This is a genomic window from Psychrobacillus sp. FJAT-21963 (assembly GCF_001420585.1).
In the GTDB taxonomy this organism is placed as follows: domain Bacteria; phylum Bacillota; class Bacilli; order Bacillales_A; family Planococcaceae; genus Psychrobacillus.
Window position 1 is genome coordinate 99,202 of sequence record NZ_LJIY01000006.1, and the last position, 24,505, is coordinate 123,706.

At 36.3% G+C, this 24,505-nt stretch carries 19 protein-coding genes, 1 other RNA gene and 2 other annotated features; of the genes, 18 read left to right on the forward strand and 2 right to left on the reverse strand.

Annotation, left to right across the window (positions count from 1 at the left end; all coding sequences use genetic code 11):
• Positions 1-278: 278 nt before the first annotated feature.
• The 4 genes from recJ to dtd all read left to right on the forward strand — a co-directional run bounded on the left by recJ (position 279) and on the right by dtd (position 5,946).
• Entirely contained in the window at positions 279-2,633 is a 2,355-nt protein-coding gene (gene recJ / locus AN959_RS14070; RefSeq protein WP_056831575.1) for a single-stranded-DNA-specific exonuclease RecJ, read from the forward strand.
• Positions 2,624-3,136, forward strand: coding sequence for an adenine phosphoribosyltransferase (locus AN959_RS14075; protein WP_056831577.1), 513 nt, complete (start codon positions 2,624-2,626; stop codon positions 3,134-3,136). The genes recJ and AN959_RS14075 overlap by 10 nt, the downstream gene beginning before the upstream one ends.
• Positions 3,137-3,300: 164 nt before the next feature.
• Positions 3,301-5,493, forward strand: coding sequence for a bifunctional (p)ppGpp synthetase/guanosine-3',5'-bis(diphosphate) 3'-pyrophosphohydrolase (locus AN959_RS14080; protein WP_053588790.1), 2,193 nt, complete (start codon positions 3,301-3,303; stop codon positions 5,491-5,493).
• A 15-nt stretch (positions 5,494-5,508) separates the two neighbouring features.
• Entirely contained in the window at positions 5,509-5,946 is a 438-nt protein-coding gene (gene dtd, locus AN959_RS14085; RefSeq protein WP_056831580.1) for a D-aminoacyl-tRNA deacylase, read from the forward strand.
• A 216-nt stretch (positions 5,947-6,162) separates the two neighbouring features.
• Here the strand turns inward: dtd and AN959_RS14090 are convergent, their stop codons facing one another.
• Positions 6,163-7,695 (reverse strand): SH3 domain-containing protein, encoded by a 1,533-nt coding sequence (locus AN959_RS14090; RefSeq protein ID WP_056831582.1) that lies wholly within the window; start codon positions 7,693-7,695, stop codon positions 6,163-6,165.
• A gap of 114 nt (positions 7,696-7,809) precedes the next feature.
• Positions 7,810-8,044: a binding site (T-box leader), on the forward strand.
• A gap of 54 nt (positions 8,045-8,098) precedes the next feature.
• Between AN959_RS14090 and hisS the strand changes: the two genes are divergently transcribed.
• The 5 genes from hisS to AN959_RS14110 all read left to right on the forward strand — a co-directional run bounded on the left by hisS (position 8,099) and on the right by AN959_RS14110 (position 12,634).
• A complete protein-coding gene (gene hisS / locus AN959_RS14095; RefSeq protein WP_056831584.1) occupies positions 8,099-9,373 on the forward strand; it encodes a histidine--tRNA ligase in 1,275 nt (424 codons plus the stop codon).
• Positions 9,374-9,387: 14 nt separating this feature from the next.
• Positions 9,388-11,172, forward strand: a complete 1,785-nt coding sequence (aspS, locus tag AN959_RS14100) for an aspartate--tRNA ligase (RefSeq protein WP_056831586.1) — start codon at positions 9,388-9,390, stop codon at positions 11,170-11,172.
• Between the two features lie 44 nt (positions 11,173-11,216).
• A non-coding RNA gene (ssrS, locus tag AN959_RS20760) (6S RNA) lies at positions 11,217-11,401 on the forward strand.
• A 198-nt stretch (positions 11,402-11,599) separates the two neighbouring features.
• Entirely contained in the window at positions 11,600-12,361 is a 762-nt protein-coding gene (locus tag AN959_RS14105; RefSeq protein WP_056831588.1) for a ThiF family adenylyltransferase, read from the forward strand.
• A gap of 78 nt (positions 12,362-12,439) precedes the next feature.
• Positions 12,440-12,634 (forward strand): hypothetical protein, encoded by a 195-nt coding sequence (locus AN959_RS14110; protein ID WP_056831590.1) that lies wholly within the window; start codon positions 12,440-12,442, stop codon positions 12,632-12,634.
• A gap of 108 nt (positions 12,635-12,742) precedes the next feature.
• Here the strand turns inward: AN959_RS14110 and AN959_RS14115 are convergent, their stop codons facing one another.
• Positions 12,743-14,029: a replication-associated recombination protein A gene (locus AN959_RS14115; protein WP_056831592.1), complete on the reverse strand. Its 1,287-nt coding sequence runs from the start codon at positions 14,027-14,029 to the stop codon at positions 12,743-12,745.
• A 171-nt stretch (positions 14,030-14,200) separates the two neighbouring features.
• Here AN959_RS14115 and cymR point away from each other — a divergent pair, with 171 nt between their 5' ends.
• From cymR to AN959_RS14160, 9 genes are all read left to right on the forward strand, one after another.
• Positions 14,201-14,626 carry a cysteine metabolism transcriptional regulator CymR gene (cymR, locus tag AN959_RS14120; protein ID WP_053588797.1) on the forward strand — a complete coding sequence of 142 codons (426 nt, stop codon included), beginning with the start codon at positions 14,201-14,203 and terminating at the stop codon, positions 14,624-14,626.
• 13 nt (positions 14,627-14,639) lie between these two features.
• Positions 14,640-15,776 (forward strand): cysteine desulfurase family protein, encoded by a 1,137-nt coding sequence (locus AN959_RS14125; RefSeq protein ID WP_056831593.1) that lies wholly within the window; start codon positions 14,640-14,642, stop codon positions 15,774-15,776.
• A 63-nt stretch (positions 15,777-15,839) separates the two neighbouring features.
• A complete protein-coding gene (mnmA, locus tag AN959_RS14130) occupies positions 15,840-16,916 on the forward strand; it encodes a tRNA 2-thiouridine(34) synthase MnmA (protein WP_056832091.1) in 1,077 nt (358 codons plus the stop codon).
• A 16-nt stretch (positions 16,917-16,932) separates the two neighbouring features.
• Positions 16,933-17,589, forward strand: coding sequence for a lipopolysaccharide assembly protein LapB (locus tag AN959_RS14135; protein WP_056831595.1), 657 nt, complete (start codon positions 16,933-16,935; stop codon positions 17,587-17,589).
• Positions 17,590-17,609: 20 nt separating this feature from the next.
• The gene (locus AN959_RS14140; protein WP_056831597.1) at positions 17,610-20,027 is read left to right on the forward strand and encodes an ATP-dependent RecD-like DNA helicase; all 2,418 of its coding nucleotides are present in this window, start codon (positions 17,610-17,612) and stop codon (positions 20,025-20,027) included.
• 35 nt (positions 20,028-20,062) lie between these two features.
• Positions 20,063-20,272 (forward strand) — a binding site (T-box leader).
• A gap of 197 nt (positions 20,273-20,469) precedes the next feature.
• A complete protein-coding gene (gene alaS / locus AN959_RS14145) occupies positions 20,470-23,103 on the forward strand; it encodes an alanine--tRNA ligase (RefSeq protein ID WP_056831599.1) in 2,634 nt (877 codons plus the stop codon).
• 172 nt (positions 23,104-23,275) lie between these two features.
• A complete protein-coding gene (locus AN959_RS14150; protein WP_053588802.1) occupies positions 23,276-23,542 on the forward strand; it encodes an IreB family regulatory phosphoprotein in 267 nt (88 codons plus the stop codon).
• 2 nt (positions 23,543-23,544) lie between these two features.
• Positions 23,545-23,964 (forward strand): Holliday junction resolvase RuvX, encoded by a 420-nt coding sequence (ruvX, locus tag AN959_RS14155; RefSeq protein WP_053588803.1) that lies wholly within the window; start codon positions 23,545-23,547, stop codon positions 23,962-23,964.
• Between the two features lie 11 nt (positions 23,965-23,975).
• Entirely contained in the window at positions 23,976-24,275 is a 300-nt protein-coding gene (locus tag AN959_RS14160; RefSeq protein WP_056831602.1) for a DUF1292 domain-containing protein, read from the forward strand.
• Positions 24,276-24,505 lie beyond the last annotated feature (230 nt).

A 24,505-nucleotide genomic window follows, 5' to 3' on the forward strand; every position in this document is an offset into this window, starting at 1 on the left:
TTCCGACGGCATGGCTTCAGCCGCTTCCCTCGCTCCTGCGCAAGCTCGTCGCAAAAATTAATTTCGCTACGCTCAGACCCACAGCGCAGCGAGGAGGCTAAGGCAACGCCCGCGGAAAGGGAGCTATTTCAACGATTTTCTTTTTTATCGGAAGTCATTATTTAGATAAGTCAAATTTGGAAGCAGTTCTTGAACGTGAAGAGAGCCCGCTATATTTATGCATTTCCTATAAGCTCCGTCTGTAATTGTAGTATAATAGAGGTCAAGGAAGTGAAAATATGATTCAATCGCAAAAAAGATGGAAAATTTCAAGACCAGATGAACAATTAGTATCTACTTTTGAGAAGGAACTTTCTATACCTAGTGTTTGTGCAAAAGTAATGGTATCAAGAGGTTTTCAAACGGTAGAAGAAGCTTATAACTTTTTACATTTGACGAAAGACCATATACATAATCCTTTTTTACTGAATGGGATGGACGAGCTAGTTGCACGTGTTTTCAAAGCAATTGATCAACAAGAAAGGATTATGGTATATGGAGATTATGATGCTGATGGAATTACTAGTACTACAGTAATGATGAAAACCTTACTTTCTATGGGTGCAGATGTGATTTTTAAAATTCCGAATCGATTTATTGATGGCTATGGCCCTAGCGAGCGTTTATTCCAAGAAGCTTACGATGAAGGTGTAAGATTAATAATTACCGTAGATAATGGAATTTCTGGACTTAAACCAATTCAATTTGCAAAAGATCTTGGTATGGATGTAATTGTAACGGATCACCATGAACCAGGTGAGGAACTTCCTGTAGCAGATATCATTATACATCCCGGTTTAAAGAATACATCTTATCCGTTTCCACATTTAGCTGGAGTCGGTGTCGCATTTAAAGTAGCACATGCCTTATTAGGTGAGGTTCCTAAGGAGTTATATTACTTAGTTGCAATTGGAACAATTGCGGATTTAGTTTCCTTAACAGGAGAGAACCGCTACTTTGTGCAGCAAGGAATAAAGCAAATGAATGGGTCAAATCTGATAGCTATCGAAGCATTGGCAAAAGTTAGCGGAATTGAAGTGCCTACCATTAACGAGGAAACAGTAGGGTTTATGTTTGGACCCCGAATAAACGCAGTAGGTAGATTAGGTGAAGCAGCTCCAGGTGTTGAATTATTTTTAACAGAAGACATAGCTGATGCACACGCAATCGCAAACATGTTACATGAGAAAAACAAAGAAAGACAAGCCATTGTGAAACAGATATCCGACGAAGCTATTCAGTTAATTGAACAGGCTGGCAACATAGAAGGACCTAGTGTAATTGTTGTTGGTAAAAAAGATTGGAATCCTGGCGTCTTAGGAATTGTCGCTTCCAAACTCGTAGAAAAGTATTACCGCCCCGCAATCGTATTGGGGTTTGATGAAGAAAAACAAATTGCTAAAGGTTCTGCTAGAAGTATTGAAGGCTTCCATATGTTCAAGGAGCTCGCTAAAAATAGTGATATTATACCTCACTTTGGTGGACATCCTATGGCAGCAGGTATGACTTTGCCGCTTGATAATGTTGGAGAATTAAGAGATAGATTAATAGACCAAGCGAAAGCTTGTTTGACGGATGAGCATTTAATACCAGTTGTTTCAATCGATGTACCACTGGAAATGAATGAAATTACAACGGAAGCAATAGAATCCTTACAAAAACTTTCTCCCTTTGGGATGGATTTTGCTAAGCCCGTGTACTGTATAGAAAATGTGGAGGTTGCAACAGTACGAAAAATTGGTTCTGCACAAAACCATGTGAAAATGGAGCTCAAATATGGTGGTATAGCTTTGGATGCCATTGGCTTTGGTAAAGGAGAATTAGCGGATGAGATTTCACCAACAGCTAAACTCTCATTCATTGGAGATTTACAAATTAATGAATGGAATGGTCGGAAAAAACCTCAGCTAATGATTGAAGATGCCAAGTCAAACGATTGGCAGCTGTTTGATATACGTGGTATTCGTCAAGTAAATCGTTGGCTGCCGACGATACCTGTAGAAAAAAATGTATTTATTGCTTTTAACGAAGATACTGTTTCCCATTTTAACTCTCTTATAAAAGAAAAAATTTGGATTTTTACTGATCTAATAAATCATCAGATCAAAGCAGATTATGTCACTATATTGGATTTGCCAAATGATGAATCTTCTATTTATAAATTGTTAGAATACCACAATTGGTCAAGAGTCTATGCACACTTTTATGGCAATGATTCTATTTATTTTGAAGGACTTCCTTCTCGGGAACAGTTCAAATGGTATTTTTCATTTTTGTCTAAAAGAAAAACATTTGCATTGAAAAAGAATATTCATGAACTATCCAAACATACAGGCTGGAGTCAAAATACAATTAATTTTATGTCACAGGTGTTTTTTGAACTTAATTTTGTTAGAATAGACAATGGGATGTTAGTGTTAAATGAACAACTGACTAAGTCAGATTTATCGGAAGCACCAGCGTATAAACAACGAGAGAAACAAATAAAACTTGAACAAAAGCTATTATACGCCCCGTATATGGAGCTGAAACAATGGTTTGAAGAGCGGAAAGCAGTACAAACCGTTCCTGAGGAGGAGCATTTATGGATTTAAAGCAATATGTGACGACAGTAGAAGACTGGCCAAAACCAGGTATTAGTTTTAAAGATATTACAACAATTATGGATAATGGAGAAGCATATAAATATGCAACTGACCAAATTGTCGAATATGCTAAAAAAGTACAAGCAGATATTATTGTAGGACCTGAAGCACGTGGATTTATAATAGGTTGTCCTGTTGCCTATGCACTTGGTGTTGGATTTGCTCCTGTTCGTAAAGAGGGCAAGCTTCCTCGTGAAGTAATACGTGCAGAATATGGTTTGGAATATGGAAAAGATATTTTAACAATGCATAAAGATGCCGTGAAACCTGGTCAAAAGGTTCTTATCGTAGATGATTTACTTGCTACTGGTGGTACAATCGATGCGACTATTAAATTAGTAGAAGAGCTAGGTGGAGTTGTAGTTGGTTGTGCTTTCTTAATAGAGCTAACGTATTTAGAAGGAAGAAATAAGCTGGATAACTATGATATTTGCACATTGATGCAATACTAATTACTTCATTAACAAACTTTCTTTGAAAGCGTTGAGAGCTTTTATTTTCTTAAGCTTAGCTTTTCTCAACAGTCAAAGGGGTGGACTTTACAAGTCCATCTTTTTTTTTATACAATATAACTTATATACTATTCTAGAAATATAACGAAATCAGGTGACTTAGCATGGCAAAAGATCAAGTGAAGACAGCAGAAGATGTTTTCCAAACACTCTCTACTTATATGAATGAAGAGCATGTTTCCTTTGTCAAAAAAGCATATAATTTAGCAGAGCATGCGCATCGAGAACAATTCCGAAATTCTGGTGAACCATACATATTACATCCTATTCAAGTAGCCGGAATTCTTGCTGATCTTCAAATGGATCCCGAAACCGTTGCTGCTGGCTTTTTACATGATGTTGTAGAGGATACTGAATATACGAGAGAAGATATCGTTCGCGAATTCAATGAAGAAGTTGCACTACTAGTCGAAGGTGTTACAAAACTAGGTAAAATAAAATATATGTCAAAAGAAGAGCAGCAAGCGGAAAATCACCGAAAAATGTTCATTGCTATGGCACAAGATATACGTATTATTTTAATAAAGCTTGCAGACCGTTTACATAATATGCGTACGTTAAAACATTTACCGGAAGAAAAACAGCGACGTATTTCGAACGAAACATTAGAAATATTTGCTCCACTTGCCCATCGTCTTGGAATATCAGCAGTGAAATGGGAACTTGAGGATACAGCACTTCGCTATTTAAATCCCCAACAATATTATCGCATTGTTAATTTTATGAAAAAGAAGCGTACGGAACGAGAAGCGTATTTAAAAAATGTAATGAATGATATTCGTAAACAGTTAGATGATATGGAAGTAGATGCGGATATTTCGGGTAGACCAAAACATATATACAGTATTTATCGTAAAATGGTTGTTCAGAACAAACAATTTAATGAGATTTATGATTTGCTAGCTATGCGAATTATCGTCAACAGCATAAAAGATTGTTATGCCGTTTTAGGGGTTATCCATACACTGTGGAAACCAATGCCTGGTCGATTTAAAGACTATATAGCGATGCCGAAACAAAACTTATATCAATCACTCCATACGACTGTAATTGGTCCTAATGGTGATCCGTTAGAGGTGCAAATCCGCACAGAAGAAATGCATAATATTGCGGAATATGGGGTTGCAGCTCACTGGGCATACAAAGAAGGTAAAAAGGTTGAAAATAATAAACAAAATATTGACTCGAAATTAACATGGTTTAGAGAAATTTTAGAGTTTCAACAAGAATCTTCAAATGCGGAAGAGTTTATGGAATCTTTAAAATTCGATTTGTTCTCTGATATGGTTTACGTATTTACACCTAAAGGTGATGTAATTGAACTACCTGCAGGTTCAGTTCCAATAGATTTTGCATATCGAGTCCATTCTGAAGTTGGTAATAAAACCATTGGCGCGAAAGTGAACGGCAAAATGGTTCCGTTAGATACGAAGTTAAAAACAGGGGATATCATCGAGGTATTAACATCTAAGCAATCCTTTGGGCCAAGTCGCGATTGGGTAAAAATTGCCCAATCCTCACAAGCAAAAAATAAGATTAAGCAATTTTTTAAAAAGCAGCTTCGTGATGAGAACGTTATTAAAGGTAAAGAACAAATTGAAAAAGAAATTAAAGCACAGGAATTTGATGTAAAAGAAGTATTAACTCCTGATAACATTAAACGAGTATGCGAGAAGTATGCATTTGCCGGGGAAGAGGATTTGTATGCTGCTGTTGGCTTCAATGGAATTACAGCACAGCAAGTTGTAAATCGTTTAGCTGAGAAAATGCGGAAAATTCGCGACCAAGAAGAAGCACTCGAAAAAATTACAACTGAAATGAAAGCTCCGGCACCTAAAAAGTCAACTGAATCTGGTGTTGTTGTAAAAGGCATAGAAAATTTGTTAATACGACTTTCTAGATGTTGTAGCCCTGTACCTGGAGATGAAATAGTAGGTTTTATAACTAAAGGAAGAGGAGTCTCAGTTCACCGAGCAGATTGCCCTAACGTTCAAAGTGATGAATCCCACTCTAGAATAATCGAGGTGGAATGGGAGCAATCGGATACTCCAATGAAAAAAGACTATCAAGTAGATATAGAAGTATCTGCTTTTGATCGAGCTGGTCTATTAAACGAAGTACTGCAAGTAGTAAATGAGTCAAAAACGAACATCGCTGCTGTAAGTGGAAAAATAGAAAATGATATTGCAACGATTAATATGACAATAAAAATCACAGATATTGCCCATTTACATAAAGTGGCTGATCGTATTAAGCAATTGCCGGATGTATATTCGGTTCAACGAATTATAAATTAAAGGGGTTTTTTTCTCATGAAAGTATTATTACAGCGTTGCAAAAATGCATCTGTAACAGTTGATGGGGAAATTACTGGCTCCATTGGTCATGGATATCTATTATTAGTCGGCATTACTTCAACAGATAGTGAAAAAGAAATAAACTATTTAACCGACAAAATTGCTGGACTACGTTTATTTGAAGATGCAGAAGGAAAGATGAATCACTCTATTGTAGAAGCAGGTGGATCTATCCTTTCTGTTTCCCAATTTACGTTATACGCAGATACTCGAAAGGGAAGAAGACCGAGTTTTATTGATGCAGCACGTCCAGAAATTGCAAAGCCTTTATGGGAGTTATTTAATGATAAGCTTCGAGAGAAAGGGTTTGTTGTAGAAACCGGGATTTTTGGTGCTATGATGGACGTTACTTTTACAAATGATGGACCTGTGACGATAATGTTAGAAGCATAAAAAGTGGTAGTGGAAAAAAGTCAATATAATTCAGACAGTAAACAAAACTCAAAAATATGAGGTGTATACTGTCTTTTTATTTTTTGAGTTTTTAAGTATTTTTGTTGTTTCCACAAGACTATGTAATAAGAAAATAAAAAAAGGGAGCGATAAGTTTCATAGTCACTTACCGCTCTTCAAAATTTCACCTTAAAAATAATTGTATGATTGGTTTCACTATTTCTCTAACTGATCATCAAAATAGTTAATGATTCCATTATATATTCCGTGTGTTGCTTGTTCTCTATATTTTTCTGTTGTTACTTGACGTTCTTCGTTTGCGTTACTCAAATAACCTAACTCTATTAAAATAGCTTTCTGTTTATTTTCTCGAAGAATTAAATAATTTCCAGGTTGTGTTCCTCTGTCTTTCAGAGAAACCATATCGCTCAGTTCTTTATGAACATAGGAAGCTAATTCTTTTTGGTAATCATACATATAGTATGTAGTCAATCCTCGGACGGAGTTATTTTCAATTGCATCGTAATGTAGACTGATAAAAGCATCTGCAGCGTTTTGATGACTTATAGATACTCGTTTACGTAAATCAACGTAAACATCAGATTCTCTTGTCATGATGACGTTTGCCCCTGCAGATTTCAATTTAGTAGATAATAACTCTGCAGTTAATAGCGTAATATCTTTTTCATCCGTTCCTAATGCTCCGGTAGTTCCACGGTCATTTCCGCCATGTCCAGCATCAATTACTAGAGTTAGACCATTTAAAGTTCCTTTTTTACGACTTTCTGTTGGTTTTTCAGAAGTTATTGGTGCAGAATCATTTGTTGAAACGACCCAACTTGCTACGAAAGCAGTCGTTTTATCTGCTAGCTCAATTTTATACCAATCATTTATTTTTTCAATTACAGTAAAAGTTTCACCAGCATCCACCCGGGCAACCACTTCACTACTAGTTGCACTATCGGAACGTAAATTTGTTCCATTGTATAGAATTTTAATTGTTTCATTAGACGTGGCTGATTGAACGGATGATTTTGGTTGCTCTGCGAAATTACCATAAAAGCTATAAACCCATCCCTTTTTACCGTTCTTTAATTTTATTTGAACCCAATTATGATCTTTTTCGAGAATTTCAAAGGCCTGGTTTTTTTCGACTTGTCCGATTTTCCTTGAAGATAGATCTGGCTTCGCACGAACATTAAGAATATCTACTGAAACCACAAACATATCTCCGCTGGAGGTGACTTCAGTTTTCGGCTGTTCTTCTTTTGTTTGGTCTACTATTGAAACGTATTCACTATGTACCCAACCCTTTTGATCGTTGAAAGCTATCTCAATCCATTCACCTTCTGATTTTAAGGCAATAAATTGATTTCCTTCTTGTAGTTGGCCAATTACTGCAGACGATAATGAAGGTTCTTTACGGACATTTAGTTTATTTACTTTTGAAACAATTTGTTTATTTGTTATTTCAATTGCTTCGCTTTTTGTATACCAACTAGCGACCCAACCATTTGTTTCTCCATAATTGATTTGTAGCCAATCATTTTCTTTACCAATAACTGTGAGCTTATCATCTTGCTCCACTGTACCTATTACGTTATATGTAAGACCAGGACCAGAACGAACTTTAAGTGATTCCACATTTACTGTCACATCATTTTCTTGTGCATAAACATGAAAAACAGGTATAACTAAAATAATAGAAATAATGATAAATGTCATTTTCTGCATTAGTTTGTCGATCATTGTATCCCCCCTATCCTTATTGTAAATATTCTGTCATGAAATTTCTACCTTTTGTTTAAAAAGGTTGACTTATTTCATTCCTGTTATTAAGATAAAGTATAATTATATTCAATTAACAAACCTGTGACCGAAAAAGTAGCTGTGATAAACGGATGACTAGAGAGGGAGAGACGCGGCTGAAATCTTTCCTACAGACGAAAACAGTGAACAACATTCGAGAGGTTTTTTGTCGAAAAAGAATTCTTTAGTAGGCAAAAACGGGGCTGGTCGTTATCCAGAAATGAGAGGGTCAATTGTTTGACCAACTAGGGTGGAACCGCGGAAGCTAATATTAGCTCTCGTCCCTTGCTATTAAGCAAGGGATGGGGGCTTTTTTTATTTGTCATAGAAAGGGGCAATAGCCATGGATATTAAGGTGCCAAGAGGAACACAGGACATTTTGCCAAGTGAAACAGGCAAATGGCAAATAGTAGAGGATTTAATCAGAGAGACATGTCGACTATATCAATATAAAGAAATTAGAACTCCTGTATTTGAACATACTGAATTGTTCACTAGAAGTGTGGGTGATACAACGGATATTGTCCAAAAAGAAATGTATACATTTCAAGATAGAGGGAACCGTTCATTGACATTAAGACCTGAGGGAACTGCTTCGGCAGTAAGAGCATTTGTTGAGCATAAAATGTTTGGATACCCTGATCAACCTGTGAAGTTATATTATATGGGTCCGATGTTCCGATATGAAAGACAACAAGCAGGAAGGTATCGTCAGTTTGTTCAATTTGGAATTGAAGCAATTGGAAGTGCGGATCCTGCAATTGACGCAGAGGTAATTTCATTAGCGATGTCAGTCTATCAAAAAGCGGGATTAAAAAAATTAAAGCTTGTTATCAATTCTCTAGGGGATACGGAAAGTCGAGTAGCTCATAAAGAAGCGTTAGTAAATCACTTTGAACCACATATCGAAGCGTTTTGTTCAGATTGCCAAAATAGACTTCAAAAAAATCCCCTTCGTATTTTAGATTGTAAAGTTGACCGTAACAACCCATTAATGGCTACTGCTCCATCTTTAGCAGATTTTTTAAATGAAGAATCAGCAGCTTATTTTGAAAAAGTTAAAGATTATTTAACGGCACTTAATATCGAATTTGAAGTAGATCCAAATTTAGTACGTGGTCTAGATTATTACAATCATACTGCATTTGAAATTATGAGTGCTGCGGAAGGATTCGGGGCAATTACGACACTTGCTGGTGGTGGAAGATATAACGGATTAGTAGAAGAATTAGGTGGGCCAGCATCTCCAGGAATTGGATTCGCAATGAGTATAGAAAGATTATTACTTGCTATTGAAGCAGAGAATAAGGAATGGGCTGATCCATCCTCATTAGATGTATATGTTATTGGTATGGGAGAGACTGCTAAGAAAAAAGCGGTAGAACTTACGTATGAACTCCGTCAAAATAATATCACTTCTGAAATGGATTACTTAGATCGAAAAATCAAAACACAAATGAAATCAGCAGATCGTCTCAAAGCAAAATTTGTGCTTGTAATCGGTGACGATGAAATGGAAAAAGAAAGTGTTATGCTTAAAAATTTATCAAACGGAGAGCAACAACTTGTTCCTTGGGTTCAGTTAGTAGAGCAATTGAAAAATAGTATTTTAGCTTGAGTGGAGGAAGAAAAATGAAAAGAACACATACTAGTGGTGAATTAAATGAACAACATATTGGCGAATCTGTCCAGCTAATCGGATGGGTACAAAAAAGAAGAGACTTGGGTGGATTGATTTTTGTTGATGTTAGAGATCGTTCCGGGTTAGTTCAAGTAGTATTCAATCCTGAACTTTCACAATCTGCAATCGATGTAGCGGATAAACTTCGTAATGAATACATTATTGAAGTTCATGGTACAGTGATTGCTCGTGCTGAAAATCAAATTAACCCTAATATTCCTTCTGGCTCAATAGAGGTTCATGCAACGGAAGTAACAATAATAAACGAAGCAAAAACTCCACCATTTCCTATAGAAAATCAAACGGATGCTGGGGAAGATATTCGTTTGAAATACCGCTATTTAGATTTAAGAAGACCAGTAATGTATGACACATTTAAAATGCGTTCTGATATTACAAAAACAGTAAGACGTTTCTTAGATGAAGAAGGATTTTTAGAAGTAGAAACACCGATTCTTACAAAATCAACACCTGAAGGTGCTCGTGACTATTTAGTTCCTAGTCGTGTACACCCAGGAGAATTTTATGCATTACCACAATCACCACAATTATTTAAACAAATGTTAATGGTATCCGGTTTCGAAAAGTACTACCAAATAGCTAGATGTTTCCGTGATGAAGATTTACGTGCGGACCGTCAACCAGAATTCACACAAATCGACATGGAAATGAGCTTCTTATCGATGGATGAAATTTTGGAAATGAATGAACGAATGATGAAAAAAATTATGAAAGATGTAAAGGGCATCGACGTAACCATTCCTTTTAATCGTATGAACTATGATGAAGCGATGGATCGTTTTGGATCTGATAAACCAGATGTACGTTTTGGTTTGGAATTAGTAGACCTATCCGAAATTGTGAAAGATAGTGCATTTAAAGTATTTGCTTCCGCAGTTGAGAATGGTGGGCAAGTTAAAGCAATTAACGTTAAGGGAGCAGCAGATAACTATTCAAGAAAAGATATTGACGCTCTTGGTGAGTTTGCGGCTGTTTATGGTGCAAAAGGTCTTGCTTGGTTAAAAGTGGACCAAGAAGGTTTGAAAGGACCTATCGCTAAGTTCTTTGAAGGAGATGCTGCAACAAGCTTAATTGAAACATTAGAAGCTACTGCAGGAGACTTACTATTATTTGTTGCGGATAAAAAATCAGTTGTAGCTGATGCACTTGGAGCACTTCGTATGAAGTTAGGGAAAGACCTTCAACTAATCGATGAAAGTAGATTTGAATTCTTATGGGTAGTTGATTGGCCGTTATTTGAATACGATGAAAAAGAAGGGCGTTATTATGCTGCGCATCATCCTTTCACAAGACCTTTCGACGAGGATCTTGCTTTAATGGATTCAGAACCGAGTAAAGTGCGAGCACAAGCTTATGACTTAGTGTTAAACGGATATGAGCTTGGTGGAGGGTCATTACGTATTTATTCTAGAGACGTTCAAGAGAAAATGTTTGAAATTCTTGGTTTCTCAGAAGAAGAAGCGAAAGAGCAATTTGGTTTCTTAATGGAAGCATTTGAATACGGAACGCCTCCACATGGCGGGGTAGCTTTCGGTTTAGATCGTTTAGTTATGTTGCTTTCAGGGAGAACAAATCTTCGTGACACTATCGCATTTCCGAAAACAGCAAGCGCTAGTTGCTTGTTAACTCAGGCTCCTAGTTCTGTAGCTTCAGCCCAACTTGAGGAATTAAGCCTAAATGTGATTGTTCAGAATAGTGAGAAAATATCACGATAAAATAATTGAAGTTTAAAAAATGTTGTGCTATTATACAAGTAATACGAATCCTGATGTGTTCGCAACGTGCTAATCAGTTTTGACCGAACAACTATATCGTCGGGAGTCTAACTTTTATTATAAATGACATGCCCTTAATAGGGACGCCAGGATTAATAAAGAGGACACCCACCTGCTAAATGCGGGTTCAAAACGATACGCTTTATTTGTCGGCACTATTGGGATTCGTCCTAAATTACTTATATCCCCTCTAGCAAGAATTGCTGGGGGGTTTTTCATGGCTATAACTAGAATGATGGTTCACCCAACTTGAATTTGGGAATTCCATTTAGAGTTTTCACCTACAAGTGAGGTACATAAGCTGAACTCAAGTGAGATAAGACGAATTTAATATTCAACTAATATGTTATAAATGGAGTGTTTTAGTATGTTACATCAATTTTCTAGAAATGAACTAGCAATAGGGCAAGAAGGTATCGAATTATTAAAAAATACAACTGTTGCCATATTAGGTGTTGGTGGAGTAGGGTCATTTGCAGCTGAAGCATGTGCTAGAAGCGGTATCGGCCGAATCATATTAGTAGATAAAGACAATGTAGATATTACTAATATCAATCGACAATTAGTAGCTTATATGTCTACGATTGGACGCTCTAAATCCGAAGTGATGAAAGAAAGAATTGCGGATATTAATCCAGAATGTGAAGTAATTGACATGCATATGTTTTATACAGAAGAAACATATGAACAGTTTTTCGAATTGGGAATAGATTATGTAATCGATGCATCAGATACGATTATTTATAAAATCCATCTAATGAAAGAATGCTTAAAACGTGGTATTAAAATAATTTCAAGTATGGGTGCCGCAAACAAAACAGATCCAACTCGTTTTAAAATTGCGGATATCTCTAAAACTCATACGGATCCTATTGCTAAAATAATTCGAACTAAATTACGTAAAGAGGACCATATTTCAAAAGGAATTCCTGTCGTGTTTTCAGATGAAAGCCCAATAATTGTTCGTGAAGATGTAGTTGGAACTGTTGGAAAACCAGACGCAGCAATTCGTAAAGCGAAAATGCCGCCATCTTCCAATGCTTTTGTTCCATCTTCTGTTGGTTTAATTTGTGCTAGTTGGGTCATTAATAATATCACGAAGGATATTCATATAAATCGAGTACAATAATTTGTTGAAAATTTTTCCTTTTAGCCTATACTAGTATTAAAGAAAAAGAAAAGTGTACAAAAGAGGAGGTAGTCATATATGACAGAGCTAAATAATCAAGATGCTCCAAAAAAGAAAATGACATTACAAGAAGCAGTGAAACAAAAGCTTGAAGAAAAGAAAAACCAAGCTTCTGGCGGAAAATCAGTAGGAAACGGTACAGCAACCAACCAAAAAATGAAGAGCCAACAGACGAAGAAAGTGAGTAATACTAGACGCAAGATGGGTGTTTAAAGGTATTACAATATAGAATCGTTAACTAAATGGTCTGCGACGAGCTTTGCGCAGAAGCACTAAAAAGTAAAAATCCAGTCATGTTTGGAATGACTGGATTTTTGCTTTTTATTTTTCTATTTTAAACTTTTCTAACCTATTATATATGGCGGAAAGTCGTTTTTCTTCTCCTGCTTCGATTGGGGTATAGAATTTGCTTCCGATAAGATTATCAGGTAAGTAGGTTTGATTGACCCATCCTCCGAATGTACCGATTTTATGATCATGAGGATAAATATACCCTCCATGACCTAGGTCCTTAGCTCCCGCGTAATGTGTATCTTTTAAATGGCTAGGAATGTCTCCTATTTTGCCTTGATGTATACTTGCAATTGCAGCATCTAAAGCTGAATATGCTGAATTGGATTTCTCAGAAAGACACATTAAAACTACAGCGTTCGCTAAAGGGATTCGGGCTTCTGGGAGTCCTAGTCTTTCTGCAGACTGAATCGCTGCAAGCACTTGTGGACCAATAGAAGGATTTGCAAGGCCGATATCCTCATAACTCATAACAAGCAATCTTCTTGAAACAGCAACTAAGTCTCCGTTTTCAAGTAAATGTGCCAAATAGTAAAGTGCGGCATCTGTGTCACTTCCACGTACGGACTTTTGTAAAGCTGATAAGAGGTTATAAAAGTGAGAGCCCTTTTTATCTCCAAAAACACCCACTCTATCCACAAGACTGTTCAATATAGAATCTTCCACTTTCGTAACGCCGTTTTCTTCAAAGCTAGCAAATATGGTTGATTCTAATAAGGTTAATGCTTTTCTTGCATCTCCGTTTGCCGCATCCGCTATTTTTTTTCTTTGTTCATTGCTTATTTCAATAGCTACGTTTCCGAGCCCTTTCTCAGAGTCTTCAAGTGCTCTTTTTAGCAGAAGATCTACGTCCTCTGATGTAAGCCTTTTTAGTTGTTTAATTTCTCCACAACGGGATCGTATTGCAGGGTTTACATCGTGAAATGGATTTTCGGTTGTTGCACCTATCAATATAATAGAGCCATTTTCTACGTGAGGTAATAATGTATCCTGTTGAAGTTTATTAAAACGATGGATCTCATCTAAAAATAAAATGACCTTCCCCGTTAATCTCGCATCAGCTACGACATCTTCTACATCTTTTTTGCCAGCCTTTGTTGCATTTAATGCTACAAAAGGTAGTTTAGTTGTACCTGCAATTGCAAATGCAAGCGAAGTCTTGCCAACTCCTGGGTCCCCATATAAAAGCATAGAAGGGACATGTCCATTTTTTATCATTTTATATAATGCTGTATCTTTTCCGATAACATGTTGTTGTCCAGCTATTTCATCTATTGTTTGGGGTCTCATTCTATATGCTAAAGGTTCATTATTCAAAATGATCTCTCCTTATTCAAACATCTGTTCTTTAATTATAACGAAGTAGAGCTGAAAAGTCATTTTGAAGTCGTTATATGATGTATTTATGCTATACTAGGGAAAGAATTTTTCAATTCCTGGGCTACGAGTATGCACAGGCTAATTAGATATTTAATGGGGTGGAATATATTGAAGTTTTCAACAAAAGGACGTTATGGATTAACCATTATGATAGCGCTAGGTAAACAGTACGGAGAGGGTCCATTGGCACTTCGTCAAATTGCATCGGATCATAATTTATCGGAGGCTTATCTTGAACAAATTGTATCTCCTCTTCGAAATGCAGGACTAGTTAAAAGTGTCAGAGGCGCTTACGGTGGATATATGCTATCGAAAGTCCCTAACGAAATTACTGCAGGTGATGTTATTCGTGTACTAGAAGGACCTATTCAAATAGTTGAAGGTATTGAAGAGGAAGAGCCACCACAACGAGAGCTTTGGATGCGTATTCGTGACGCAGTGAAAAATGTGTTAGAGACGACTACAATCGAAGATTTAGCAAAACATACAGAAGATGATCCAAAGAATAATGATGGATATATGTTTTACATTTAAGGAGTAGTTTGAAATGACTAGAATTTATTTAGATCACGCCGCAACAACACCGATGGCAGAAGAAGTGATCAGAACCTTTACAGCTGAAATGAACGATGAATATGGCAATGCTTCAAGTATTCATCAAACAGGCCGAAGAGCACGGAAGAAACTAGATGAATCAAGAACCATTCTAGCTTCAAGTATAGGGGCAAATGTAAACGAAGTAACCATTACTAGTGGTGGGACGGAAGCAGATAATTATGCTATTTTTGGGACTGCTTTTGCACGAGTGCAAGAAGGAAAACATATTATTACATCCCAAGTCGAACATCATGCTGTTTTACATGCATGTGAACAATTAGAACGTGAAGGTTTTGAAGTAACTTATTTACCTGTAAATGAAGAAGGAATCATTAAGGTCGATGACTTGAAAAATTCACTTCGAGACGATACTATATTAGTTTCTATCATGTTTGGAAACAATGAGGTGGGTTCTGTTCAGCCAATTCGTGAAATTGGACAGCTTTTAAAAGATCATCCTGCTTACTTTCATACAGATGCAGTTCAAGCATACGGTAGTATCTTGATTAATGTGCAAGAACTTCATATTGATTTACTTAGCGTTTCTAGTCATAAAATTAATGGTCCAAAAGGTATTGGTTTTTTATATCAACGAAATGGAATATACTTAAAACCATTATTTTATGGTGGTCAACAAGAAAGAAAGAAACGTGCAGGAACAGAAAATGTTCCTGCAGTAGTTAGTTTTGCAAAAGCTGTGGAGTTAAAGCAACAACACTTAGAGGAAAATAGTAGGGCATTAAACAGTCTAAAAAATGCTTTTGTCCAACAATTAATAAACAATGGTGTTGATTTTTCTATTAATGGATCTAAAGTAAATGTTCTTCCACATGTATTAAATATTAGTTTTCCAAAAACAGATGTAGAAACGTTTTTAGTTCAACTTGATTTAGCAGGTATTGATGCCTCTAGCGGTTCAGCTTGTACTGCAGGTTCTATAGATCCATCACATGTTTTAGTCGCAATGTTTGGTGAGAAATCCCCAGAGCTAAGGAATTCTGTACGCTTTAGCTTTGGAATCAATAATTCGGAATCTCAAGTAATTGAAGCAGCAAATAGAATTAGTAAAATTATTCTAGGATTTTAACGAATAATTAGAAATGAGTGTTTAAAAGTGAAAAAAATAGAGGATACACGAGTAGTAGTTGGAATGTCCGGTGGAGTCGATTCATCCGTTGCAGCATATTTGTTAAAAGAACAGGGATATGATGTAATCGGTATATTTATGAAAAATTGGGATGACACCGATGAATTTGGAGTATGTACAGCTACGGAGGACTATGATGATGTTATTAAAGTATGTAACCAAATCGGTATTCCGTATTATGCTGTAAATTTTGAGAAGCAATATTGGGATAAAGTTTTTACGTATTTCCTAGAGGAATATAAAGCAGGTAGAACACCAAATCCAGATGTTATGTGTAACAAAGAAATTAAATTCAAAGCATTTTTGGAGCATGCTCTTGCACTTGGAGCGGATTATTTAGCAACTGGTCATTATGCCCAAGCGGAAGTAAGAGATGGACAAACTCGTATGCTCCGCGGAAAAGATGCTAACAAAGATCAAACGTATTTCCTAAATCAATTAAACCAAGACCAATTAGAAAAAGTAATGTTTCCCATTGGTCACTTAGAAAAGAAAAAAGTGCGTGAAATTGCTCTTGAACAAGGTCTTGCAACTGCAACTAAAAAAGATTCTACTGGAATTTGTTTTATTGGAGAACGAAACTTTAAAGAGTTTTTAGGTCAGTATTTGCCTGCTCAACAAGGCGTGATGGAAACGATGGATGGTAAACCAATGGGTAAACATGATGGGTTAATGTACTATACAATTGGTCAACGTCATGGTTTAGGTATCGGTGGATCAGGTGATCCATGGTTTGTTATTGGTAAGGATTTAGAAAGAAATGTATTGTTAGTTGGTCAAAATATTAATAATGATGCACTATTTTCTACAAGCCTAAAAGCTACAGGTCTTTCTTTCACTACTACTATAGAAAAACCAAAAAGTTTTGATTGCACAGCTAAATTTAGATATCGTCAAGAGGATGTCGGAGTTCACGTGGAATTACTTCCGAATGATGAGGTTTTAGTTACTTTTGATATGCCGGTACGTGCCATTACACCAGGACAAGCAGTTGTTTTCTATCAAGGAGACGAGTGTTTAGGTGGAGCAACGATTGATAAAGTGTTCAAAGATGGTATGCAATTGGATTACGTCGGCTAATTGGGAGGAATATACAATGAATTTTAATGAATTGGGTATACAAGCCATTCAAGAAGAAAACTATGAAAAAGCAGCAGAGTTATTCACGAAGGCGATTGAAGAAAATCCAAATGAAGTAATTGGATATATCAATTTTGGAAATTTGCTAGCATCTATGAATGAAAATGAACGGGCAGAAAGATTCTTTCAAAAAGCTATCGTAATAGATGAACATGCTGCGACAGCTTATTATAGTTTAGCTAATTTATATTTTGAAGTTGACCGATTTGAGGAAGCGGCGAAGTTATACGAAAAAGCAATAGCTAATGGAATTGAAGGTCCGGATGCTTATTTTATGTTAGGAAAAAGCTTTGAAAAACTAGGTCAAACAAAGTTGTCGCTTCCATACTTTCAAAGGGCATATGAGATAGACTCACACGATTTACAAATAAAGCTATCTTATGCTATTGCTCTAGCAAGTTTTGAAATGTTTGTAGAGGCGGAACCAATTTTAAAAGAAATTTTACTAGCAGATACAGAAAATGCGGATGCCCACTATAATCTAGGTGTGCTTTATGCAGTGTCCACTACAAATACTGAGGCGGCACTGCACCATTTAAAAGAAGCTTATACCATTCAACCAAGTTATGATCAAGCACGTTATGTGTACGATATGATTTCTCTACGCAATTAACTACAATCGGAGGCGGTAGTATGACCATGGAAATAAATAATGAAAAACAATTTATTACTGGTCGTCCTATCGTTTCTATTTTTCATAATCCCCAAAACCTATTTTCTATCATTAAATTAAAGATTAAATCTACTAACACTACATACAAAGAAAAAGAAATAATTGTGACTGGCTACTTTCCACCTTTAGTTTTGGAAGAAGCCTATAAATTTACTGGGGTTATAAAAAATCACCCCAAATATGGCGTTCAATTTCAAACAGAAACTTTTCAGAAGGAAGTTCCTGCAACAGAACAAGGGATTGTTCATTATTTATCTAGTGATATGTTTCCTGGGATTGGAAGGAAAACGGCAGAACAAATAGTGAAGATGCTTGGTCAAAATGCTATTAATAGAATATTAGATGATCCAACTGCACTAGATGTAATTCCGAAACTGGCTGAAGATAAAAAGCAAACATTAAGAGCTGTTTTGGAACAAAACTTAGGTCTAGAAAAAGTAATGATCCAGCTCAATGAATGGGGTTTTGGTCCTCAGGTTGCGATGAAAATATATCAGGCATACCGAGAAGAAACAATAGATGTATTAACCAAAAATCCATATCGTCTAATTGAAGAAGTTGAGGGAGTAGGATTTGTTCGAGCGGATGAACTAGGATATAAACTTGGTATTCAAGGTAATCATCCGGATCGTATAAAAGCGGCCATTTTCCACTTATTACAGACTGCTTCTCTGAGTGAGGGTCACGTTTTTTTATATGCGGAACAATTATTGGAATCTGTCAAAAGTTTATTGGAAAGTGCACAAAGAGAGGAAATCTCTTATGAAGCAATCACAAAGTGTTGTATTGAGCTCTCCGAGGAAAAACGAATTGTAGGAGAAATCAATCGATTCTACATCCCTTCCCTTTATTTTTCAGAAGTAGGAATTAGCTCTAAAATTGAAACATTACTTAACGAAAATGATTCACATCATAAGTTTCCTCTATCTGAAATGAAAAAGCATCTCGGTGGTATAGAAGAAAGACTTGGGGTTCAATATGCTAAGACGCAAGTACAAGCGATTGAAACTGCGCTCAATTCAAGTATGACACTTCTCACTGGTGGTCCTGGAACTGGGAAAACGACAGTAGTAAGAGGAATTGTTGAGTTGTACGGTGAGCTTCATGGACTTTCCCTAGATCCAAAAGAGTGGGCAAAAGACAAAAAGCCTTTTCCTGTCGTTCTAGCTGCCCCTACCGGTAGAGCTGCAAAGCGTTTAAGTGAATCTACAGAATTACCTGCTATGACTATTCATCGATTATTAGGCTTTAATGGACAAGAAGATTCGGAAGCAGAAGGGAAAGAAATCGAAGGGAAATTAATTATTATTGATGAAACTTCGATGCTTGACACTTGGCTTGGTCACCAGTTATTAAAAGCTATCCCAAAGGATGCCCAGGTTATCTTTGTAGGTGACCAAGACCAATTACCACCTGTTGGCCCAGGGCAAGTCTTAAAAGATTTGTTGGCTTCTGAACGAATTCCAACCGTGGAGTTAAAAGATATTTATCGCCAATCGGAAGGATCCTCTATTATAGAGTTGGCACATGAAATGAAAAATGGGCAAGTCCCTCAAACTTTATTGGAAAAGACGAAGGACCGTTCTTTTATTAAAGCATCTACGGAACAAATCCCAAAAGTAGTTGAACAAGTATTAAAAAGTGCACTCACAAAGGGATTTTCTATACGTGATATTCAAGTATTGGCCCCTATGTATAGAGGCCCAGCTGGAATAGATGCCTTAAATAAAATGATTCAAGAAATGGTGAATCCTAATACGGATGGCAAACGAAAAGAAATGGTATTTGGGGAAACGCTATACCGTATAGGGGACAAGGTACTTCAACTAGTTAACCAACCGGAAAGTAATGTATTTAATGGTGATATGGGTGAGGTAGTAAGTATTTTTAAAGCTGCAGAGACGGTTGAAAAGAAAGAAATGCTTGTTATTTCATTTGATGGAAACGAAGTAACATATGAAAAAAATGATTTAAGTCAAATTACATTAGCTTACTGTTGCTCCGTTCATAAATCACAAGGTAGTGAATTCCAAACAGTTATTATGCCAATAACGAGAAGTTATATGAAAATGCTAAGAAGAAATCTATTATACACAGGTATAACAAGAGCAAAAAACTTCTTAATATTATGTGGAGACCCAGAAGTTTTTAAATTTGGTGTACAGCGAAAAGATGACCTTCAACGATTGACAACTTTAAAGAACCGTTTAACTTTAAGTGAGGAAAAAAATAATATAAATGAAGAAAATATAGAAGAGACAATCGCGGTAATTCAAACGGACTCTTCTTACTTGTCAGCGGACAATTATCACCAAATCGATCCATTAATCGGAATGAATGGTATTACTCCTTATCAATTTATGGAAGGCGATAATTGACATTGGTAGGATAGTTTTTTATAATCAAATGCATAAGCAAATCGATGATAGAGAAAGTACTCTTGTTTACTGTAAAGAGAAAGATTCCTTGGCTGAAAGAATCTTCAGATCCTAACAAGTAGGAAAGCTACTCTTGAGTGCAGTCAAAACCTGCCGTATAGCCGCGTTAAGGTTACTGAGAGACACAATAATTTTGTATTGTGTAACTAGGGTGGTACCGCGAAATTATAGCTTTCGTCCCTTTTTTAGGGATGAAGGCTTTTTTTATTTTATTCAGTAGATTATTCACATTTTCTTTATTTGTGGGAAATGGAAAATATAGTGATAATCAATTATGTTGAATAAAATGAAAGCCTTCGGCGATTGACCAGATTTATATTGTCGAGAAAGCTTGTAATACGGCAATGCGATTTTAATTTTCTATTTTAGGAGGAAAATACGTATGAAACAATTAACTGGTGCACAGATTAGACAAATGTATTTAGATTTTTTTATGGAAAAAGGGCATGCACAAGAGCCTTCAGCTCCCTTAGTACCGAACAATGATCCTTCTCTACTATGGATCAACAGTGGTGTTGCAACATTGAAAAAATATTTTGATGGACGCGTAGTACCTGAAAATCCTCGAATTACGAATGCACAAAAATCTATACGTACAAATGATATTGAAAACGTAGGGAAGACAGCAAGGCACCATACATTTTTTGAAATGCTTGGAAACTTCTCTATCGGCGATTACTTTAAAAAGGAAGCAATTCATTTTGCTTGGGAGTTTTTAACGAGTGAAAAATGGATAGGATTTGACCCAGAGAAATTATCTATAACAATTCATCCTGAAGATGAAGAAGCATATACTATTTGGAAGGACGAAATAGGTATTCCTGAAGAACGTATTATACGATTGGAAGGGAATTTCTGGGATATAGGAGAAGGTCCGAGTGGTCCAAACTCTGAAATTTTCTATGATCGCGGTGAATCTTACGGTAATGATATAAACGATCCTGAATTATATCCAGGTGGAGAAAATGAACGATACTTAGAAATCTGGAACTTGGTATTTTCACAATTTAATCATAATCCAGATCATACGTATACACCACTTCCAAAACAAAATATTGATACGGGAATGGGACTAGAACGTATGGCAAGTGTTGTACAAAATGTACCAACAAACTTTGATACAGATTTATTCATCCCAATCATCCGTCAAACGGAAGAAATTTCAGGAAAATCTTATCGTACGAATAACGAATATGATACAGCTTTCAAGGTAATTGCAGACCATATCCGTACCGTAGCATTCGCAATCGGAGACGGGGCTCTTCCTTCTAATGAGGGCAGAGGATACGTGTTACGTAGATTACTTCGTCGAGCTGTTCGATTTGCGAAACAATTAGGTATAGACAAGCCATTTTTATTTGAGTTAGTGCCAGTAGTTGGTGAAATAATGAAAGACTTCTACCCAGAGGTAACAAATAAACAGGATTTTATTATGCGCGTAATTAAAAACGAAGAAGTACGTTTCCATGAGACCCTTCATGATGGTCTTGCTATTTTAGAGAAGGTAATTGTGGAGCAACGAGAAAAAGGAGAATCTTTCATTCCTGGAACTACAACGTTCACACTATATGATACTTATGGATTCCCAATCGAGTTAACGGAAGAATATGCAGAAGAAGCTAATATGACAGTTGACCATGAAGGATTCAAAGAAGAAATGGAAGCACAGCGTAATCGCGCACGTGCAGCACGACAAAATGTAGATTCTATGCAAGTACAATCTGAAGTTTATGGAAATATTTACGATGATAGTGAATTTGTTGGTTATGATACGTTATCCGTTACAACAAATATATCAACAATCGTCCTCGGAGAAGCAATTGCTAAATCAGCAAGTGAGGGGGATGAAATTCAAGTAGTACTATCTCAAACTCCTTTCTATGCAGAGAGTGGCGGACAAATAGCAGACCACGGGATTATTGAAAATGATACTTTTAGAGGCTTTGTAAAAGACGTTCAAAAAGCACCAAATGGTCAAAATCTACACACTGTCATTGTAGAATCAGGAGAGGTAACAACCGGTGCTAAGGTTATAGCTAAAGTAGACCGCTCATTACGTGGTCATACGGTGAAAAACCATTCTGCTACACATTTACTTCATCAAGCATTAAAAGATGTGTTAGGAACGCATGTAAACCAAGCTGGTTCATATGTTGGGCCTGATCGACTTCGATTTGACTTTTCTCACTTTGGACAAGTAACAAAAGAAGAGCTTGAACAAGTAGAACATATTGTAAATGAAAAAATTTGGGAAAATATTCAAGTTGTTACAGGTTACCATAATATTGATGAAGCGAAGAATATGGGAGCTATGGCATTATTCGGAGAAAAATATGGTGAGATTGTACGCGTAGTTCAAATGGGAGAATTCTCATTAGAATTATGTGGTGGGATTCATGTGCATGCAACTTCCGAAATAGGGTTCTTCAAAATCCTTTCCGAAAGCGGTATTGGAGCAGGTACTAGACGTATTGAGGCAGTGACAGGAAAAGGTGCTTTTGAAGTTGTAAAAGAAGAGGAAAAAACATTAGTTGAAGCAGCGAATCTGTTAAAAGCTCAACCAAAAGACTTAGTAACAAAAGTAACCCAAACATTAAATGACTTGAAAAACGTACAAAAAGAAAATGAATCACTATCTGCAAAAATTGCAAATAGCCAAGCTTCTTCCGTATTATCGGCTGCACAGACTATAAATGACATAACGGTTCTTTCGGTTAAAGTAGATGCAAAAGATAATAATCAATTGCGTCAAATGATGGACGATTTAAAACAAAAACTTGAAAAGGCAGTTATTGTACTAGGTGCAATTGACGGTGATAAAGTAATGATCACTGCTGGCGTTACAAAGGATTTGGTTGGCGGAAACTACCACGCAGGAAATATTGTCAAATTAGTAGCGGAACAGTGTGGAGGTAAAGGAGGAGGAAGACCTGACTTTGCAATGGCTGGTGCAAAAGATGGTAGCAAGCTTGAAACTGCTTTAAATTCGGTATATGAGTATATCAAATCGGTTTAATTCTCATTTCGTTGGACATCCCAACATGCACATTTTTGGGTAAAATTTATCACATGAAAGAAACAAAAACAGTATTCATGCAACATGTGTATTTGATACTATTTCCAAATTCGGTTATACTATGGATAGATATGTAAGATTGCCTATTAAAATTGAAAGCGAGGTGCTGATCATGAGTTCATTTGACAAAACGATGAAATTTAACTTTCCTGAAGAATCCATGGAACAGGAAGTAAAACATGTGATGCTACAAGTACACTCAGCATTAGAAGAAAAAGGGTATAATTCAATCAATCAAATTGTAGGTTATCTTCTATCTGGTGATCCAGCTTATATTCCTCGCCATCAAGATGCGCGAAATATGATACGTAAATTGGAACGTGACGAAATTCTAGAGGAATTAGTAAAGTTCTATATTAAAAAAAATAATGAGGCTTAAGTATGCGGATAATGGGTTTAGACGTTGGTTCAAGAACAGTAGGAGTAGCAATAAGTGATGCACTTGGTTGGACTGCCCAAGGTATTGAAACAATAAAAATTAACGAAGAAAATCTAGAGTTCGGTTTAGAACGGATAGATGAATTAGTCAAGGAGCATACTGTAACAGAATTTGTTGTAGGTTTCCCAAAAAACATGAACAACACTATCGGTCCACGTGCAGAAGCATCGGAACATTATGCGAAGTTATTGACTGATAAATACAATCTCCCTGTCACCATGTGGGATGAAAGATTGACAACAATGGCTGCGGAACGTATGTTAATAGATGCAGATGTTAGCCGTAAAAAACGTAAACAAGTGATTGACAAGATGGCTGCTGTAATGATTTTACAAGGTTATCTTGATAGAAAAAATAGATGAGGTGACTGCAAATGGACCACGGTCAAGAAAATATCACAATTGTAGATGAAAATGGAAATGAGCAGCTTTGTAACGTATTATTTACTTTTGAATCAGAAGAGTTTGGCAAATCTTATGTTCTATATTATCCAATAGGTGCAGAAGAAGATGAAAATGAAGAAATTGAAATTCATGCATCATCTTTTACTCCAAATGAAAATGGAGAAGATGGAGATCTACTTCCAATTGAATCAGAAGCTGAATGGGATATGATTGAGGAAATGTTAAATACTTTCCTTGATAACGAAGAAGAAGAAGAAGAAGAGGAATAATTAATAGAAAAAGGTGGAAGGAGATTACTCATTCTACCTTTTTCTTTTTGTCGTTTAAAATCTCGTTTTCCATCTGTCACCCTTCCAATATATTAGATAAAAAGAGAAGTAATGTCTTTCGGTCTGTGGGCTAACCACAAGCAGAATTCCCTAAAGAAAGAAGGAATCCCTTTAGTATTCCTTGCGCTTTTCTTGTTATCTTGTATAATAAAATGGAAATAAAGGGGGGG

Bases quoted from the DNA above. Each gene is read 5' to 3' on its own strand.
- recJ (WP_056831575.1), top strand. From the start codon at position 279: ATGATTCAATCGCAAAAAAGATGGAAAATTTCAAGACCAGATGAACAA.
- AN959_RS14075 (WP_056831577.1), top strand. From the start codon at position 2,624: ATGGATTTAAAGCAATATGTGACGACAGTAGAAGACTGGCCAAAACCA.
- AN959_RS14080 (WP_053588790.1), top strand. From the start codon at position 3,301: ATGGCAAAAGATCAAGTGAAGACAGCAGAAGATGTTTTCCAAACACTC.
- dtd (WP_056831580.1), top strand. From the start codon at position 5,509: ATGAAAGTATTATTACAGCGTTGCAAAAATGCATCTGTAACAGTTGAT.
- AN959_RS14090 (WP_056831582.1), bottom strand. From the start codon at position 7,695: ATGATCGACAAACTAATGCAGAAAATGACATTTATCATTATTTCTATT.
- hisS (WP_056831584.1), top strand. From the start codon at position 8,099: ATGGATATTAAGGTGCCAAGAGGAACACAGGACATTTTGCCAAGTGAA.
- aspS (WP_056831586.1), top strand. From the start codon at position 9,388: ATGAAAAGAACACATACTAGTGGTGAATTAAATGAACAACATATTGGC.
- AN959_RS14105 (WP_056831588.1), top strand. From the start codon at position 11,600: ATGTTACATCAATTTTCTAGAAATGAACTAGCAATAGGGCAAGAAGGT.
- AN959_RS14110 (WP_056831590.1), top strand. From the start codon at position 12,440: ATGACAGAGCTAAATAATCAAGATGCTCCAAAAAAGAAAATGACATTA.
- AN959_RS14125 (WP_056831593.1), top strand. From the start codon at position 14,640: ATGACTAGAATTTATTTAGATCACGCCGCAACAACACCGATGGCAGAA.
- mnmA (WP_056832091.1), top strand. From the start codon at position 15,840: ATGTCCGGTGGAGTCGATTCATCCGTTGCAGCATATTTGTTAAAAGAA.
- AN959_RS14135 (WP_056831595.1), top strand. From the start codon at position 16,933: ATGAATTTTAATGAATTGGGTATACAAGCCATTCAAGAAGAAAACTAT.
- AN959_RS14140 (WP_056831597.1), top strand. From the start codon at position 17,610: ATGACCATGGAAATAAATAATGAAAAACAATTTATTACTGGTCGTCCT.
- alaS (WP_056831599.1), top strand. From the start codon at position 20,470: ATGAAACAATTAACTGGTGCACAGATTAGACAAATGTATTTAGATTTT.
- AN959_RS14150 (WP_053588802.1), top strand. From the start codon at position 23,276: ATGAGTTCATTTGACAAAACGATGAAATTTAACTTTCCTGAAGAATCC.
- ruvX (WP_053588803.1), top strand. From the start codon at position 23,545: ATGCGGATAATGGGTTTAGACGTTGGTTCAAGAACAGTAGGAGTAGCA.
- AN959_RS14160 (WP_056831602.1), top strand. From the start codon at position 23,976: ATGGACCACGGTCAAGAAAATATCACAATTGTAGATGAAAATGGAAAT.